16 protein-coding genes are annotated in these 17,139 nt (G+C 57.0%); 5 read left to right on the top strand and 11 right to left on the bottom strand.

The annotated features are described in order from the left end of the window. Window positions 1-55: 55 nt before the first annotated feature. From Q354_RS25610 to Q354_RS0112325, 3 genes are all read left to right on the top strand, one after another. Window positions 56-1,060 (top strand): ABC transporter ATP-binding protein, encoded by a 1,005-nt coding sequence (locus Q354_RS25610; protein ID WP_084332577.1) that lies wholly within the window; start codon window positions 56-58, stop codon window positions 1,058-1,060. Beyond that, window positions 1,042-1,779 (top strand): ABC transporter permease, encoded by a 738-nt coding sequence (locus Q354_RS0112330; protein WP_027857870.1) that lies wholly within the window; start codon window positions 1,042-1,044, stop codon window positions 1,777-1,779. The genes Q354_RS25610 and Q354_RS0112330 overlap by 19 nt, the downstream gene beginning before the upstream one ends. A gap of 227 nt (window positions 1,780-2,006) precedes the next feature. Then, on the top strand, window positions 2,007-2,603 hold the full coding sequence (locus Q354_RS0112325) for a YitT family protein (RefSeq protein WP_027857869.1): 597 nt from the start codon (window positions 2,007-2,009) through the stop codon (window positions 2,601-2,603). Window positions 2,604-2,621: 18 nt separating this feature from the next. Here Q354_RS0112325 and Q354_RS25605 read toward each other — a convergent pair whose 3' ends face one another. After that, on the bottom strand, window positions 2,622-3,743 hold the full coding sequence (locus Q354_RS25605) for an MBL fold metallo-hydrolase (protein WP_211252251.1): 1,122 nt from the start codon (window positions 3,741-3,743) through the stop codon (window positions 2,622-2,624). Between the two features lie 113 nt (window positions 3,744-3,856). Here Q354_RS25605 and Q354_RS0112315 point away from each other — a divergent pair, with 113 nt between their 5' ends. Further along, entirely contained in the window at window positions 3,857-4,468 is a 612-nt protein-coding gene (locus Q354_RS0112315; protein WP_027857868.1) for a TetR/AcrR family transcriptional regulator, read from the top strand. A 47-nt stretch (window positions 4,469-4,515) separates the two neighbouring features. On the opposite strand, the gene Q354_RS0112310 is transcribed toward Q354_RS0112315, so the two are convergent. From Q354_RS0112310 to metK, 10 genes are all read right to left on the bottom strand, one after another. After that, the gene (locus tag Q354_RS0112310) at window positions 4,516-5,790 is read right to left on the bottom strand and encodes a dihydroorotase (protein WP_027857867.1); all 1,275 of its coding nucleotides are present in this window, start codon (window positions 5,788-5,790) and stop codon (window positions 4,516-4,518) included. A gap of 16 nt (window positions 5,791-5,806) precedes the next feature. Next, window positions 5,807-6,811, bottom strand: a complete 1,005-nt coding sequence (locus tag Q354_RS0112305) for an aspartate carbamoyltransferase catalytic subunit (RefSeq protein ID WP_027857866.1) — start codon at window positions 6,809-6,811, stop codon at window positions 5,807-5,809. Window positions 6,812-6,835: 24 nt separating this feature from the next. Next, window positions 6,836-7,345, bottom strand: a complete 510-nt coding sequence (gene pyrR, locus Q354_RS0112300) for a bifunctional pyr operon transcriptional regulator/uracil phosphoribosyltransferase PyrR (RefSeq protein ID WP_027857865.1) — start codon at window positions 7,343-7,345, stop codon at window positions 6,836-6,838. Next, window positions 7,326-7,802, bottom strand: a complete 477-nt coding sequence (gene ruvX / locus Q354_RS0112295) for a Holliday junction resolvase RuvX (RefSeq protein WP_027857864.1) — start codon at window positions 7,800-7,802, stop codon at window positions 7,326-7,328. Before ruvX ends, pyrR begins: the two co-directional genes overlap by 20 nt. A gap of 6 nt (window positions 7,803-7,808) precedes the next feature. Then, the gene (locus tag Q354_RS0112290; protein ID WP_027857863.1) at window positions 7,809-8,384 is read right to left on the bottom strand and encodes a YqgE/AlgH family protein; all 576 of its coding nucleotides are present in this window, start codon (window positions 8,382-8,384) and stop codon (window positions 7,809-7,811) included. A 242-nt stretch (window positions 8,385-8,626) separates the two neighbouring features. Further along, entirely contained in the window at window positions 8,627-9,580 is a 954-nt protein-coding gene (locus Q354_RS0112285; RefSeq protein ID WP_027857862.1) for an energy transducer TonB, read from the bottom strand. A 13-nt stretch (window positions 9,581-9,593) separates the two neighbouring features. Further along, window positions 9,594-10,541, bottom strand: a complete 948-nt coding sequence (gshB, locus tag Q354_RS0112280) for a glutathione synthase (RefSeq protein WP_027857861.1) — start codon at window positions 10,539-10,541, stop codon at window positions 9,594-9,596. Between the two features lie 104 nt (window positions 10,542-10,645). Beyond that, the gene (locus Q354_RS0112275) at window positions 10,646-11,374 is read right to left on the bottom strand and encodes a 16S rRNA (uracil(1498)-N(3))-methyltransferase (RefSeq protein WP_027857860.1); all 729 of its coding nucleotides are present in this window, start codon (window positions 11,372-11,374) and stop codon (window positions 10,646-10,648) included. A 32-nt stretch (window positions 11,375-11,406) separates the two neighbouring features. Further along, window positions 11,407-13,527 carry an EAL domain-containing protein gene (locus tag Q354_RS0112270; protein ID WP_027857859.1) on the bottom strand — a complete coding sequence of 707 codons (2,121 nt, stop codon included), beginning with the start codon at window positions 13,525-13,527 and terminating at the stop codon, window positions 11,407-11,409. A gap of 117 nt (window positions 13,528-13,644) precedes the next feature. Then, window positions 13,645-14,835: a methionine adenosyltransferase gene (gene metK / locus Q354_RS0112265; RefSeq protein WP_027857858.1), complete on the bottom strand. Its 1,191-nt coding sequence runs from the start codon at window positions 14,833-14,835 to the stop codon at window positions 13,645-13,647. A 309-nt stretch (window positions 14,836-15,144) separates the two neighbouring features. On the opposite strand from metK, the gene tkt reads away from it, so the two are divergent. Further along, window positions 15,145-17,139 (top strand): transketolase, encoded by a 1,995-nt coding sequence (gene tkt, locus Q354_RS0112260; protein ID WP_027857857.1) that lies wholly within the window; start codon window positions 15,145-15,147, stop codon window positions 17,137-17,139.

Raw genomic sequence — 17,139 nt, 5'->3', positions numbered from 1 at the left:
GCGGCTTCAATCCGGGCTGCTATCGGAGAACAGAATAACAATAAGGTTTGCAGCGATGATAAAACTGGAAAAGCTGACCAAGATTTTCGACTCTTACGGGCATCAGGTAATGGCCGCCAACCAGATCGACATGGAGGTGCCCAGTGGTGAGATCTGTGTACTGTTAGGTCCATCCGGTTGTGGTAAGACCACTACCCTGAAAATGATCAACCGTATCATCCACCCGACCTCGGGTAAGGTCTACATCAACGGCGAAGATACCTCGAAGCTTTGCGACACCGAGCTGCGCCGCCGCATTGGCTATGTGATTCAGCAGATCGGCCTGTTTCCCAATATGACCATTGAGGACAATATCTGCGTGGTGCCGGATCTGCTGGGCTGGCCTAAGGCGCAGTCACGTAAGCGGGCTAAAGAGCTGCTGGAGATGGTGGCACTGGATCCATCGGTATTCCTTAAGCGTTACCCGGCCCAACTCTCCGGCGGTCAGCAGCAGCGTGTTGGCGTAATCCGGGCGCTGGCGGCGGATGCACCGGTGATGCTGATGGATGAGCCTTTCGGTGCGATCGACCCGATCAACCGTGAGATTATCCAGGATGAGTTCCTCAAGATGCAGCAGGAACTGAATAAGACCATTATGTTTGTCAGCCACGATATCGATGAAGCGGTGAAGATGGCTGACAAGATCGCGATCTTCTCTCAGGGTGAGCTGCTGCAGTTTGATTCTCCGGACCGGATACTGGCTAATCCGATCAATGAGTTTGTGGAAAATTTTGTCGGTGCCGACCGTGCCATTAAGCGCCTGCGTCTGTTCACGGCTGCCGATGCGCTGGTGGCTGATGCCACGACCAGCATCGGAACCGAGCCGGTGGTTTCCTTGCAGACCAGCCTGACCGATGCCTCCGCCATGCTCTACAGCAGCGGTGCAGAGCGCCTCTGCTGCGTTGATGCGGACAATCGCATTGTCGGCTGGTTGGGGCACCAGCAGATTGCTGCCCGTCTGGCCCAGGCACCGCAGGCTTCTATGGAAAAGGAGGCGCTGTCATGCCAAAAAGCCTGCTGAATATCGCCGCGCGTACCCTGTTGATGGCCGCAGTGATCCTGCTGCTGGCTGCGACGATGGAAGAGGGGACTCTGGATGAGATGCTCTACTATATGCCGGATGTGCTCTACCTGGGTGGCCAGCACCTGGAGCTGGCGGCGGTGTCTGCTGGGCTGGCGCTGATCACGGCGATCCCGCTGGGAGTGATCCTGAGCCGTCCGGCGTGCCGCCGTTATGCCGAATACGTGATGCAGTTCCTCAATGTGGGTGCCACTATCCCGACTCTGGCCCTGCTGGCAATGAGCATGAGTTTTCTCGGCATCGGTTTCCTGCCGGCGGCTTTTGGCCTCTACGTCATCACCCTGCTGCCGATCACCCGCAATACTTACACCGGGCTGTGCAATGTGCCGAATCACCTCACTGAGGCGGCGCGGGGGATGGGAATGACCGCCATGCAACGGCTGCTGCGGGTCGAACTGCCTAACTCGCTGAGTGTAATCTTCGCCGGTACCCGTACCGCCTTCTCGCTCAATATCGGTACCGTGCCGATCGCTTACCTGATCGGGGGCGGCGGTCTGGGTGAGCTGGTGTTTATGGGTATCCGCCTTAACGACACGCCGATGATGCTCTCCGGTGCGATAGCGACCGCATTGCTGGCGGTAGCGGTAGACCTGAGCCTGGGCCTGCTGTCGCAGATCACCATTCCGAAAGGTATTCGTATGTCCGCGGGGCAGGCCTGAGGCACCTGGTCCGCAAAACTTACAAAGCCGCGTTTGACGCGGCTTTTTATTTTTACAGCCTGGCCCGGTTATTCCGGGCGAGCCGGTCTGGTTGCTTATTGACCAGCGAAGCCGGATAATGCGCGCCCTGATCAGCCATCGGCCGCACCGTTCGCGGACTGTCCACAAGACCCGCTGGAATGATCTGATTCTGCTCACAAGGTTCAGATAGCGATATATCCTGTTTTATGACTCAAAAACACTCTTTCCGTGAGGATCTGCTGGCGCTGCTGGTGGCCTCAGGCCTGGTTTCCCTGGGCGTATTTCTGTTTAAACAGATCGGCCTGCTGACCGGGGGTACCGCAGGGCTGACCCTGCTGGCGACCCAACTGACGGAATTCAGCTTTGGCGAACTGTTCTTCCTGTTCAACCTGCCGTTTTACTGGCTGGCCTACAGCCAGATGGGCAAGCGCTTCACGCTCAATACCTTTATCTCGGTATCGGTGGTCTCCTTTGCCGTGGATAACCTGCACTGGGTGCTGGATATCCAGCTGGTAAATCCCTTCTATGCCGCCATGATGGGCGGGGCCCTGATCGGGCTGGGGATGCTGATTATGTTCCGTCATGCTTCCAGCCTGGGGGGCTTTGGCATCCTGGCGCTCTATCTGCAGGCTAAACGGGGGATTGCGGCGGGTAAGGTGCAGATGGGGGTGGATGTCGCCGTTCTGGTGGCGTCCTTCTTTATTGTCGATATCCAGCTGCTGTTGCTATCGATTCTGGGAGCCCTGATCTGCAATCTGGTAGTGACCTTTAACCACAAGCCGGGACGCTATCAGGTGGCTTGATACATCCCGGCGAGCGGCTTATCCCGAAGGGGCGAGCCGTTTTGCTGACTCTGCAATCGAATCACGCAGCTCCCGCCACCAGGCCTGGTATTCCGGTATTGCCTGCAGCGGCACGGCTTCACCGATCCGCGGTGTGACCAGCCTGATATCCTGTTCTGCAGCCAGTGTGTCCAGGCGCTGCATCGGCTCGTACCAGGGGTGCAGGGCGAGGTCGAAGGTACTGTTATGAACCGGTAACAGGGCCTTACCCCTGAGATCGATATGGGCCTGGAGCGTCTGCTCCGGCGACATATGGATCTTTGACCAGTTGCGGTCGTAAGCGCCGTTCTCCATCAGCGTCAGGTCAAAGGGACCGTAGCGCTCACCAATCTCCCTGAAGCCATCGAAGTATCCGGTATCACCGCTGTAGAACAGGGATAGATCCTGGGTACGTATCACCCAGGAAGCCCACAGGGTTTTATTGCCATCACCCAGGCCGCGTCCCGAGAAGTGCTGAGCCGGGGTGGCGACCAGCTCTACCTTGCCGAGATGAATGGATTGCCACCAGTCCAGCTCGGTAATCTGTTGCTCCGCAATTCCCCATTCGCGCAGGTGGTTACCAACGCCCAGTGGCACGATAAAGCGTTCCACCTTGTGCTGCAGCTGCAGGACGGTTGCCTTGTCCAGATGATCGTAGTGGTCATGAGAGATGATAATGCCCCGGAGTCTGGGCAGCTCATCCAGTGCGATCGGAGGCTGGTGGAAGCGCTTCGGACCGAGAAAGCTGATTGGCGAGGCCCGTTCGCTGAAAACCGGGTCAATCAGCCAGAACTCGCCGGCCAGGCGCAGCAGGGTACTGGAGTGACCCAAGCGAAACAAAGAGGCTGTGCCAGCATCCGCGACCAGCTGTTGCGGATCGATAGTGCTCAGCGGCACGGGATCAGCCGGAACCGGATCCTTGCGCTTCTCAAACAGATAGCGCCACAGGGTGTTCATCAGGGCGCTGCTTTCGGCGGACTGGGCATGGGAGCTGTTGTGGAACTTGCCGTCACGGTATTGCGCAGATTGCTCGTGGTTTGGCTGGCTGGGGGTATGACTACAGCTGAGGGTTAACATCAGTAACAGGCCTCCGGTGATCAGTAAGGAATAGCGGCGCTTCACAGGGCTCTCCGGCATATTTAAGTAAACTACACTGTGCAGTGTAATTCAGGCCTTGGATAAAAGTAAACTCTCTAGTGTAGAATGAGCGCAATACAGAGTTGTCCGGATAGAACATGAAAGAGAAGTTGAGTCAGAGTGAACGCAAGCGTGCTGCCATTATCGAGGCTGCGATTGAGGAGTTTCGGGAGAAGGGCTTCCATGCCGCCAGTATGGATGCGATCTCTGCCCGGGCCGGAGTCTCCAAGCGCACGGTATATAACCACTTTGTCAGCAAAGAGGCGCTGTTTCAGGCGATCGTACAGCGATTGTTCCAGCACAGCCTTAAGGTGACGCAGCTGGCTTACAGTCCGCAGCAGCCTCTGGCGGATCAACTGCAGGCGTTTGCCCTGCGTGAGCTTGAACTGCTGCGTTGCGATGAGTTTCGCGCACTGGCGAGGATGGTGATCGTGGAGTTTATGCTGTCCGAAAGCCTGGCTGACGAAGCGATGGCGCAGCTGGGTGAGCAGGGTATGGGGCTGGAGTTGTGGATGAAGGCTGCGATGGAGGATAACCGGTTACAGCAGGTGGATACCGGCTATGCGGCGGCCCAGTTTCTGGGGCTGATTAAAGCAGTGGCCTTCTGGCCACAGTTACTGATGCGCCAGCCGGTACCGGATGAGGCGATGGCAGTGCGGATTGCCGAGGATGCAGTGACTATGTTCCTCAGCCGCTACACCGTTGCATAGAAACAAATAAGGCAGCCCACAGGCTGCCTTTCTATCGGGTGCTGAAGTTACAGCTGGTATACCAGCTGGCCGTCGATCAGGGTGTGACTGACGCGGCCTTTCAGCTCGAAGTTCATAAAGGGCGTATTGCTGCCTTCTGAACGGGTGGTTTCCGCTGTCAGGCTCCACTTCTCTTCAGGATCGAAGATGCAGATATCGGCGGCGCGGCCAACTTCCAGGCTGCCGCTCTCCAGGCCGAGGATCTTCGCTGGCTGGGTGGCCAGTTTGTCGATGATCTGACTGATCTCCATCAGGCCCTGATTGACCAGCAGCAGCGACAGAGGCAACAGGGTTTCGAAGCCGATGATGCCGGGCTCGGTAGAGGCAAACGGTGCTTCCTTGGCGGCCCGGTCATGCGGCTGGTGGTCGGAACAGATCGCCTGAATACCTTCTGCCAGCAGCGCCTGACGCAGGCCGGCGCGGTCAAGCTGACTGCGCAGTGGCGGGATCAGGTGGAAGTTGGAGTCAAAGCCGTTGACGTTCTCATCGGTCAGCAGGAAGTGCTGGATCGCCACGTCCGCCGTAACCGGCAGGCCGCGCTCGCGCGCATCCATCACCATCCGTACCGAGCGCTCGGCAGAGAGCTGGCCGAAGTGGGCACGGACTCCGGTCTGCTCTACCAGCAGCAGGTTGCGGGAAACTTCGATGGTTTCCGCGCTTTCCGGTATGCCGTTCAGGCCGAGGCGGGTGCAGGTGGTGTCATCGTGCATGCAGCCCTTGTTGGTAAGGCTTTCATCCTGAGGCTGAAAGATCACCAGCAGGTCGTGGGTGGCGGCATACTCCAGACAGCGGGTCAGTGCCAGGGAGCTGGCGTTGGCATGGCGGCCGTTGGTAAAAGCAACACAGCCGGAGCTGGCCAGCGCATGCAGCGGTGCCAGCTGTTCGCCCTGCAGTCCTTTGGTCAGTGCGCCCATCGGCAGCACCTTAGCCAGGTTGGCCCGTTCGGCGCGATCTTTGATCAGCTCGACCACGGCGGGGTTATCCACAATCGGCTTGGTCGTGGGGGGCGTTACCACTGAGGTGATCCCACCAGCTACCGCTGCTTCAGTTTCCGAGGCGATATTACCCTTGTGGGTGTAACCCGGTTCGCGCAGGTGACCACAGAGATCGATCAGGCCCGGGCTGACGACCTTGCCACTGGCATCAATGGTCTGATCAGCTTCAAAGCCCTCTGGTGCATCGCCCAGGGCAATGATCTTGCCCTGGCTGATATACAGGTCGCTAACCTTGTCGAGGCTCTGGGCCGGATCAATCACGCGGCCGCCTTTAATCTGGATATTCATCAGCTGACTCATCTGTTTATTCCCCGTTCCCAAGACGTGCCTGTTTCTCAGTGGTCTGGCCGCTCATCGACATCGACATCACCGCCATACGTACGGCGATACCGTTAGTCACCTGATCGAGGATCAGGGAACGAGGACCATCGGCCACGACAGACTCGATCTCAACCCCACGGTTGATCGGGCCCGGGTGCATCACCACGGCATCCGGCTTGGCCAGTGCCAGCTTTTCCTCGGACAGGCCGTAGAGCTTGAAGAACTCCGATTCGCTGGGCAGCAGGGCGCTGGTCATACGCTCTTTCTGCAGGCGCAGCATCATCACCACATCGACATCCTTCAGGCCTTCATTCATATCGGTGAAGACGCGAACGCCCAGGGCTTCGATATGTTTTGGCAGCAGGGTCTGAGGCGCGATAACACGGACCTCGGCCGCACCCAGGGTGCGCAGGGCGTGGATCTGCGAACGTGCCACGCGGCTGTGCAGGATATCGCCGACGATCGCCACTACCAGCGGTGCAAAGTCACCTTTGTGGCGGCGGATGGTCAGCATATCCAGCATCGCCTGGGTCGGGTGGGCATGGCGGCCATCACCGGCGTTGATCACCGCGACATCCGGCGTCACGTGCTGAGCGATAAAGTGGGCCGCGCCGCTGTCGGAGTGACGTACCACAAACATATCGGAGTGCATCGCTTCCAGTGTCATCAGGGTGTCTTTCAGGGTTTCACCCTTAGATGTGGAGGAGGTACTGATATTGAGGTTCAGGACATCGGCAGACAGACGTTTGGCAGCCAGCTCAAAGGTGGACAGGGTGCGGGTGCTGGCTTCGAAGAACAGGTTCACCACGGTCTTACCACGCAGCAAAGGTACCTTCTTAACCTGCTGGGCACTCATATCGACAAAGGAATCGGCAGTATCAAGAATCTCTGTCAGCAGCTCACGGGAGAGTCCTTCCGTCGTGAGGTAGTGTTTCAGCTGTCCTTCGCTGTTGAGTTGGATCTGATTCGGATCGGTTTGCTCAAACATGGGGGGCTCAGTTCACAAAAGTTTTCAGGGGCGCTGGCGAATTTCGAGTTGCAGCGGTTCAGGGCCATTCAGTTTGACCATCTGGTTGGGACCCAGTGACAGGGTGCCGCCAACCACATCTGCCTGTATCGGCAGCTCGCGACGTTGCAGATCCAGCAGGGTAATCAGTGATACGGACGCCGGTCGGCCATAGTCGAACAGCTCATTCATCGCCGCGCGGATAGTGCGGCCGGACATGATGACATCGTCAACCAGCAGGATATGACGGCCTTCGGTGGGGCAGGGCAACTGGGAAGGTTTTACCTTCGGGTTGAGGCCAGCCTGGGTGAAATCATCGCGGTAGAAGGAGATATCCAGGGTGCCGATCGGACCTGCCAGTTCGAGCTGCTTATGCAGCCGTTCTGCCAGCCAGACGCCACCGGTATGAATGCCGATTACCAGCGGGTCTTCGATCTGGCGCTGGATCAGCAGGGCTTGCAGGTCCTTGCCCATCTTATCCAGCAGTGCTTCTACGCTAAGGGTTCCCGTTGTCATAAAGCTCCTCCAATCGGGTATGGCTGGGAATCAGTTGGTCGGTGGTAAACCAGCTTTCCAGAATCAGTCGGGCAGCGATGCCATCAACGGATTCCTTGCGAAAGTTTGTCCCGCCCCCTGAGGCCAGATGTATTTGTTTGGCTTCGGCAGTGCTCAGGCGCTCATCCATCAGGAACACCGGCAGCTTGAATCGTTCGTGCAGACGATTGGCAAACTTGCGTGCCCGTCGGGCCATTTCGCTGATAGTGCCGTCCATGTTCAGTGGAATGCCTACCACCAGAGCGTCCGGTTTCCATTCGGAGACGGCGCGGTCGATCTTCTCCCATTGTGGAACGCCATCACGGGCGGCGACAGGATCGATCGGGGTAGCGGTGGCGGTAATAGCCTGACCTGCGGCCAGACCGATGCGTGAGGTTCCGAAATCGAACCCCAGAATAGTTTGATAGTTACTGCTCATTCGGTCTTATGCGTGTCCTGGTTGTGCAGTCAGGAGGTCAAGGTTGACACCCAGTGTCGCAGCCGCGGCATGCAGACGTTCTTCGGCTGGTTGGCGGAACATTATATCTAAATTGGCCGAACAGCTTAACCAGGAGTTTTGCGCCAGCTCATGTTCAAGCTGACCGGCGGCCCAGCCGGCATAGCCGAGGGCGATCAGAAATTGCTGGGGGCCTTCGCCGCCAGCGATCGCTTCCAGGATATCGAGGGAAGAGGTGAGGCAGATACCGTCATCAATCTCATAGCTGGCCAGCCAGTTTCGATTCACCTCGGCCGGGTGCAGCACAAAGCCATGTTCCGGCCGAACCGGTCCGCCATCAAAGATGGTGCAGTTTTCAGCCGGAGACAGGGCCTGATGTGGCATTTCCAAGTGAGAAAAAAGTTCGAACAGGTCCAGATTAAGTGGGCGGTTAATCACGATGCCCATGGCACCATATTCATTGTGGTCACAGATATAGGTGACACTTTGGCCAAAATGAGGATCGTCCAGATGGGGCATTGAGAGCAGGAAATGGCCTCTCAGACTTTGGTGTTTAGCACTCATAAGCATCGTCCAGCCGTTTTGTTGGGCGGCAGGGCCGGGCCTGCTACCGGGTGTAACGTCAGTCAATAGCCCTGACGCATATCGGTGTCTTGATGTATGGCGTACAGTCAGAGCACAGGAGCGGTGACGGTTTGCTCCGGTGACGACAATGAGTCTTCCCTGATCGGACGCGTAGTTGCCTGATGCCTTGCAGCAGCCCGGACAGACCGATATGACGGTTGCCAGAGCGTCTCTATTAAGACTTAGTACACGAAGGCTTTTTTCTCAAACTTCCAGGTTCGGATTATCTCCAGTATATCGGTATTTTTTCGCATCTCCACCGGGAAGGGGTCAAAGGGGGCTGCCAGCCGGACAATGCGTATCGCCGCATCGTCCAGAATCTTATAGCCCGATGAGCTAAGAACGGCGATCTCGCGGATAGTGCCATCCGGCTTCAGTCCAACCAGCAGGCGCAGACTGCCGTAGAGCTTGTTACGGCGGGCGGCTTCCGGGTAGTTGATATTACCGACGGTTTCGATCTTGCGGCGCCAGCTTTCCAGGTACTGGGCATCATAGCTGTAGCGGGTGGCATTGGAGGTGATCTGACGTACTCTCGGTCCGGCCGTTTCCGACTGCTGCTGGTCGGATATCTGAGCCTGCAGGCTGGCGATATCCAAGCTGCGGGCCAGCAGCGAGGTGGAGGTGCCGGGTGTGGCTTCCGGTGGCGCGGTGGGGGCGGTTTGTTTTTCAACGGCCTGCTTGCGTTCTGCCGCGTGCTGGCTGGCGATCACTTTCTGCGGTGCCTGTTGCTGTTGTTCCTGCTGCACCTTGTCGGTTGGTTCGCTGGAACTTTGCGAACGGAGCGGCACCGGCTGGGTTTCACTTTCAGTTGGCTGCAACAGTGCCTGCTGAGGCGCCTGTTGTTGCGCTTCATTGTCGCTGAAATCGGCGCTTTCCCGACTGCTGAGTTTCTGCTTTTCTGCTTCACTGCCGCTGCGTTGCTGATTGCTTTGGGCAACGTAGTCGGCATGATCCACCGCTTCCTCAGACTCAAACTGAGCCAGGGTGATCTCGATGGTTTTCTGCAGCGGTCGGATCTCTTCACTATCGAAATGAATACCGAAGAGGATGGCGGCGTGCAGCAGCAACGCCACTGTCAGGGTCAGCCCCAGGCGATTGCCTGAGGCTGCGACACTCCATGTATTTACCCTGTTCACGTCGACCTACCCGTTACTGCAGGCGTTTTTCGATGGCGTCCATCAGCTGCATGCCGATATCCAGGCCAAACTGGTCATCCAGCTCGCGGATACAGGTTGGGCTGGTGACGTTAATCTCAGTCAGGTAATCGCCGATCACATCCAGGCCGACAAATAGCAGGCCCTCTTTTTTCAGCGCCGGACCGATCTGTTCGCAGATCCAGCGATCCTGATCGGTCAGGGGACGGCCTTCACCGCGGCCGCCGGCCGCCAGGTTGCCGCGGGTTTCGCCAGCGGTCGGGATACGGGCCAGGGCGTAAGGGACCGGCTCGCCGTCCACCATCAGGATGCGCTTATCACCGTCGACGATCTCAGGCAGGTACTTCTGCGCCATGATGGTCTGGTGGCCATGACGGGTCAGGGTCTCGATAATCACCCCGAGGTTGACGCCATCGGGCTGGATACGGAATATCTGGCTGCCGCCCATACCGTCCAGTGGCTTGAAGATCACGTCACCGTGTTCGGCATGAAATTCGCGCAACAGCTGTTCGCTGCGGGTCACCAGTACCGGTGGGCAGCACTGTGGGAAATGGGTGGCGAACAGTTTCTCGTTGAAGTCACGCAGGCGCTGAGCCGGGTTGACCACCAGTACTCCGGCGCTTTCGGCCTGCTCCAGCAGATGGGTGCTGTAGAGATATTCGTTATCGAATGGCGGATCCTTGCGCATCAGGATGACGTCCAGGGACGCCAGAGGCTTACGCTGGTATTCGCCGCGCTCAAACCAGTTGTGCGGTTCCATCGCTACCTTCAGCGGGGCCATATCAGCCTGTACCACTCCATCGCGTGAGAACAGCTGGTGCTGTTCCATGTACCAGATCTCCCAGCCTTTGCGCTGAGCTGCCCATAGCATCGCCAGTGAACTGTCTTTCTTAAAGTTGATGGCGTCAATCGGGTCCATCACTATGCCGATTTTGATGGTCATATAAAATCCTGTCTCGTTATATCGCGATGATCTGAAGAGTGTACCCTGCGACGGGCGATGAAGGCAGTGAAAACTCTGTTGTGGAATTGCACTGCGGCCGGTGCTTAGCTGATATCGCCCCAGAGCTGCTGCAGAATCGCCTGTGCGGCAACCGGAGCGGTCTCTGTCCGCATGACCCTTGGGCCGAGCGCCAGTGGCTGGAACCCGGCTGCAATAGCCAGTTCAACTTCGGTTTCGGTCAGGCCGCCTTCTGGGCCGATCAACAGGGCCACGGAGGCAGGCTTGTCCAGCTGTCCCAGCGGTTGTGCGCTATGGTGATGCATGACTAACTTTAGTTCAGCGTCACACTGCTGCAGCCACTGCTTCAACTGGCTGGTGTCTTCGATCTTTGGGACCCGGGTACGGCCGCTTTGTTCACTGGCGCTGATGGCAATCTGTTGCCAGTGGCGAATGCGCTTTTCCTGCCGGTCTTCATTCAGCCGTACCTCGCAGCGCTCACTGAATAACGGGGTCATGCTCTGCATGCCCATCTCGGTCGCCTTCTGGACGGCATAGTCCATACGTTCGCCCCGCGAGATCACCTGGCCGATATGAACGGCCAAGGGGGATTCGACAGCGGGTGTGGCTATATCTGTGATGCGGACGCTGACACGACGCTTCTCCACCTGTAACAGCTCGGCGGTGTATTCTGAGCCGCTGTTGTTGAAAAGCTGAATCAGTTCGCCCGGACGCATTCTCAATGCGCGGGCGATATGCTGTACCGCATTGTCATCCAGCTCAAACTCAAGTCCGGTGGCCAGCTCGGCCGGTTGATAGAAGCGAGGAATCCGCATGGTCTTATCCACAGTCACAAAAAAGCAGGATTCTACTCTACTTCTGACATCAGATCTTGCTCCAGCAGGGCGGTGAAATCAGCTTTCTGCAACGGACGGCTGAGCAGGAAGCCCTGAACGCCATCACAGCCGAGCTGTCGCAGCCACTCCAGTTGCTGCTCTGTCTCGATACCTTCGGCGATGGATTTCAGTCCCATCCCCTTTGCGATCAGCACCACGGCTTCGACGATCATCCGGTCGGAGTGGTTGTGCTCAATCTCCTCGACAAAGGAACGATCGATCTTAACGCTGTCTACCGGCAGGTTTTTCAGCCGGCTGAGGGAGGAGTAACCGGTTCCGAAGTCGTCAATGGCGATGCGGATGCCGGCCCGGTGCAGGCGTTCGATCCGGTTGGATACCTGAGCGAAGTCGTTGATCAGCACCCCCTCGGTCAGCTCCAGCTGGATCAGCCTGAGCGGCACATTATATTGAGCAAAGGTCTGCTGCAGCCTTTCTTCAAAGTCATGCTGCAGAAAGCTGATGGCGGACAAGTTGATGGAAAGGCGGGGGAACGATATCTGCCCGCTGAGCCACTCCCGGCATTGCCTGGCAACGGCGTCCAGTACCCAGTGATCGACCGCACTGATAATACCGTTCTGTTCGGCTACAGGAATAAAGTGGGCGGGTGAGATGGCGCCCTTTTCCGGATGTTGCCAGCGGAGCAGGACTTCGGCGCAGTTCATCTGGCCGCTGGCCAGATCGTAGAGCGGCTGAAACACCAGCCTGAGCTGGTGACTGTCGAGGGCGATCTGCAGGTCCTGCCATAATTCGATCTGCTGCCGGGTACCTTCCCGCATATTGTCAAACCAGACAAAAGGCTGTTCCCGCTGGGTCGCTTCATGGGCGGCGATCTCAGCCCGGCCTATCAACTGGAACTCATGGTCCCCATTGTGAGGGTAGCTGCTGATGCCCAGATGAGGCTTAAGCTGCAGCAAGCCGTCGGACAGTTCGATCGGTGCAGCGCAGGTCTCGATAATCTGGTTGATGCGTTGTTCCAGTGATATCAGATCGGCCTGATCGCGCAGCAAAATGCCAAAGCTGTCATCGGAGAGCCTGGCCAGCAGGTCATCAACCTGCAGGTGGCTGCGAATGCGCTGACTGAGACAAAGCAACATCTGGTCGCGATGCGCGTTGCCCTGATGTATGGCGATCTCCCGCAGCAGGGGGAAGCGGATAACCATTGAGGTCAGGCCGGACTGGATATAGCGGGCGCGGTGAATTTCCCGTTGCACGGCCAGGCCGAAAGATTGTCTGTTCAGCAGCCGGGTGGCCGGGTCGAACTCCTGCAGGAAGCGGATCTCCTCGTGTGCTTCCCGCAGCCTGTTGTTTTCCAGCATATGTTCACGGAAGCAATCAACGGCTTCACTCATGGCTCCCAGCTCATCCCGCCGCTCTTCCCTGACAGATTCATGCTTCAGGTCACCCTGGGACAGTGCGTGCATCAGGCCGGACAGGCGTTTCAGTGGACGGCTGATATTTCGACTGATGCGGAGCGCAACAAACAGCGAGAGCGCAAGAATCAGAGCGGTAAGGCAGGCAAAGTAGATCATGCGCCGGGTTTTCAGAGGCTGCAGATCATCGAGATAGAGGCTGCTTGCCAGAATCAGCTGCAGCTCGGGAATATGCTCAGCGTACCCGATCTTCGGTACCGGCGGGCTGTCTGGTGTGCGCGGCCAGGCCAGTTGCCAGTATAGTTCGCCGTTGCTCAGGGTTTTGCTGATCATCAGTTCGGCGGCACGACGGATACCGGGATCCTGCGCCTGAAGTACATTAGTGCCTTCCAGCTGAGCCATCACCGGGTGAGCAATATTGATGCCTTGGTCGGAGTAGAGGAACAGGTAGCCATTGTCTTTAAAGTGACTGTGGTGGACAAACTGTCTCAGCCGCTGCTGATATTCAGTTGCCGTGAGGTCACCCAGCTGTAATTCGTTGTGCAGGCCGCGGATCTGGCTGATGCCGGCCTCAACAATATGCTTTAGCCGGCCTTTACGCTCATTGATAATATCCTGCTGGGTCAGGTAGAAGGCGAGGCCTGATGTGGCACTGATTCCGGCAATAAGGACCAGAACCTGCAGGATGAGCTTGCGGCGTATACTGATATTGCTAAGACGCATTGTAATACTTTAGTCATAGATTCGAGGCTAGATTACACGGTGGCAGGGGATCTCCGTCAATCGCTGAAAAGACTGAAAAAAAGGCACCCGAAGGTGCCTTTTTTACATTTATCTGACTCAGAGGCCGGCGGCTGCGCGCAGTGCATCGGCCTTATCTGTGCGTTCCCAGGTGAAGGCGGTGAAGGTTTCACCGTTAACTTCCATCTCGTAAGGATCGCGTCCGAAGTGACCGTAAGCCGCAGTGGCGCGGTACATCGGGTGCAGCAGATCAAGCATCTTGGTGATCGCGAACGGACGCAGATCGAAGTGCTCGCGAACCAGCTGGATAATCTTGTCGTCAGAGATCTTGCCGGTGCCAAAGGTATTGATTGATACAGACGTTGGCTCTGCAACACCGATCGCGTAGGAGACCTGGATCTCACAACGGTCCGCAAGGCCTGCTGCAACAACGTTTTTAGCAACATAACGGCCGGCGTAGGCTGCTGAACGGTCAACCTTGGACGGGTCTTTGCCGGAGAAGGCTCCGCCACCGTGACGCGCCATACCACCGTAAGTGTCGACGATGATCTTACGACCGGTCAGGCCACAGTCACCGACAGGACCGCCGATCACGAAGTTACCGGTTGGGTTGATATGGAATTTAGTGTCGTTAGTGATCCATTCCGCAGGAATGACATGCTTAACGATCAGTTCCATCACCGCTTCGCGCAGGTCAGCCTGGGAAACGTCCGGGTTGTGCTGGGTGGACAGAACCAGTGCGTCAACAGCCACCGGCTTACCGTTTTCGTAACGGAAGGTCAGCTGGGACTTGGCGTCCGGACGCAGCCATGGCAACAGGCCGGATTTCCGCGCTTCGGCCTGACGCTCAACCAAACGGTGGGCGTAGGTGATCGGTGCAGGCATCAGTACGTCAGTTTCGTTAGATGCATAGCCAAACATCAGGCCCTGGTCGCCGGCACCCTGGTCTTCAGGCTTAGAGCGGTCAACACCCTGGGCGATATCGATAGACTGCTTGCCGATGATGTTGATCACACCACAGGTTTCGCCGTCGTAGCCCACGTCAGAGGAGGTATAGCCAATGTCACAGATCACTTTACGAACCAGGTCTTCCAGATCGACCCAGGCAGATGTGCTGATCTCACCGGAGACAACGGCAACACCGGTTTTTACCAGTGTTTCGCAGGCTACGCGGGCGTACTTATCTTCGCTGATAATGGCATCGAGAACGGCGTCGGAGATCTGGTCCGCAATCTTGTCCGGGTGACCCTCGGACACAGATTCGGATGTGAACAAGCTGTATTCGCTCATTTCAGTTAAACATCCTCAAAAAGAATCAGGTGGTGGCAGAGCATCTGACGGAGAGTCAGGCCGGGAGTCTTTCCCTGCTGCTGCCGCTCTGTGGATTTCTAAACGGAGTATTTTAGCTAGGTCACGTCCTGATTGCATGATGTGAAGTCCGAAAACAGATGAAAAAAACCATTCAGTTTATGAATTTCACTCATTTTTGAAGAAAAATGTGGTTTCCCATTTGATGCAAACGTTTATCTGGGAGAAAATTACGCCTTTGGATTTCCACCGTTTATTAATTGTTTTGGGTTTACCCCAGGAGTAGATTGAATGTCCTCTCGTAGAGAACTTGCCAACGCAATCCGCGCGCTGAGCATGGACGCCGTTCAGAAAGCCAAGTCCGGTCACCCGGGTGCCCCAATGGGTATGGCGGATATTGCCGAGGTACTGTGGAACGACTTTATGCAGCACAACCCGGCTAACCCGCAGTGGTTCAACCGCGACCGTTTTGTGCTGTCTAATGGCCACGGATCTATGCTGATCTACTCTCTGCTGCACCTGACCGGTTACGATGTATCCATCGATGACCTGAAAAACTTCCGTCAGCTGCACTCTAAAACGGCCGGCCACCCGGAATACGGTTACTGCCCGGGCGTTGAAACCACTACCGGTCCGCTGGGCCAGGGTATTACCAACGCTGTCGGTATGGCGGTGGCAGAGAAAATCCTGGCGGCACAGTTCAACCGCGACGGCCACGACATCGTTGACCATAACACCTATGCGTTTATGGGCGACGGCTGCCTGATGGAAGGTATCTCCCACGAAGCCTGTTCCCTGGCCGGTACCCTGGGTCTGGGCAAGCTGATCGCGTTCTGGGATGACAACGGCATCTCTATCGACGGTGAAGTGGAAGGCTGGTACACCGACGACAACGTTAAGCGCTTCGAGTCTTACGGCTGGCAGGTGATCCCGAACATCGACGGTCACAACCCTGACCAGATCCGCGATGCGATCAGTCAGGCCAAGGCCAATACTGAACAGCCAACCCTGATCTGCTGTAAAACCATCATCGGTTTCGGCTCCCCTAATAAAGAAGGCAAGGAAGATTGCCACGGTGCCCCGCTGGGTGACGACGAGATCAAGCTGACCCGCGAGCGTCTGGGCTGGACTCATGCCGCCTTCGAAGTACCTGAAGATCTTTACGCTGACTGGAATGCAGTAGAAGCGGGTAGCCACGCGGAGAACGAGTGGAACGAACGCCTGTCTGCCTACCGTGCTGAGTTCCCTGAACTGGCTGATGAACTGTTGCGTCGTATCTCTGGCGAACTGCCAGCCGATTTCTCCGAGAAGGCTGAAGCCTATATCGCTGCAGTGGCGGAGAAGGGCGATACCATCGCTTCCCGTAAAGCCTCCCAAAATGCGATTAACGCTTACGCGCCAATGCTGCCTGAGCTGCTGGGTGGTTCCGCTGACCTGGCCGGTTCTAACCTGACCCTGTGGTCCGGTGCCAAGGGTGTCTCCAAAGAAGACGCCTCCGGCAACTATCTGTTCTACGGCGTACGTGAGTTCGGTATGTCCGCCATCATGAACGGTATTGCCCTGCACGGTGGTTTCGTACCGTACGGTGCAACCTTCCTGGTATTTATGGAGTACGCCCGTAACGCCCTGCGTATGGCTGCCCTGATGAAGCAGCGTGCGATCCACGTTTATACCCACGATTCTATCGGTCTGGGCGAAGATGGTCCGACTCACCAGCCAATCGAGCAGGTTGCCAATCTGCGTCATACCCCGAACATGAGCACATGGCGTCCATGTGACGCGGTTGAATCCGCCGTTGCCTGGAAAGCCGCGCTGGAGCGTACTGACGGCCCGACCGCGATGGTCTTCTCCCGTCAGGGACTGCCTCACCATGCGCGTACGGCTGAGCAGATCGCAAATATCAAGCGCGGTGGTTACATCCTGCGTGACACTGACGGTCAGCCAGATGCGATCCTGATCGCAACCGGCTCCGAAGTCGGGCTGGCGATGGATGCGGCGGAAGCTCTGGCGGCTGATGGCGTTAAGGCACGTGTTGTCTCCATGCCTGAAACCGGCCTGTTCGACAAGCAGGATGCTGAGTACCGTGAATCCGTACTGCCATCTGCAGTGACCGCACGTGTTGCAGTCGAAGCGCTGCAGGCTGACTTCTGGTACAAGTACGTTGGCCTGAATGGCGCTATCGTCGGTATGACTACTTTCGGTGAGTCCGCACCGGCCGGTGAGCTGTTCAAGCACTTCGGCTTTACCGTCGAAAACGTTGCAGAGAAAGTTAAGTCTGTAATCTGA

The sequence above is a fragment of the Marinobacterium jannaschii DSM 6295 genome (genome assembly GCF_000620085.1).
Lineage (GTDB): Bacteria > Pseudomonadota > Gammaproteobacteria > Pseudomonadales > Balneatricaceae > Pontibacterium > Pontibacterium jannaschii.
Note: the sequence above shows the minus strand (reverse complement) of the source record. Positions and strands in the feature narration are given on the sequence as shown.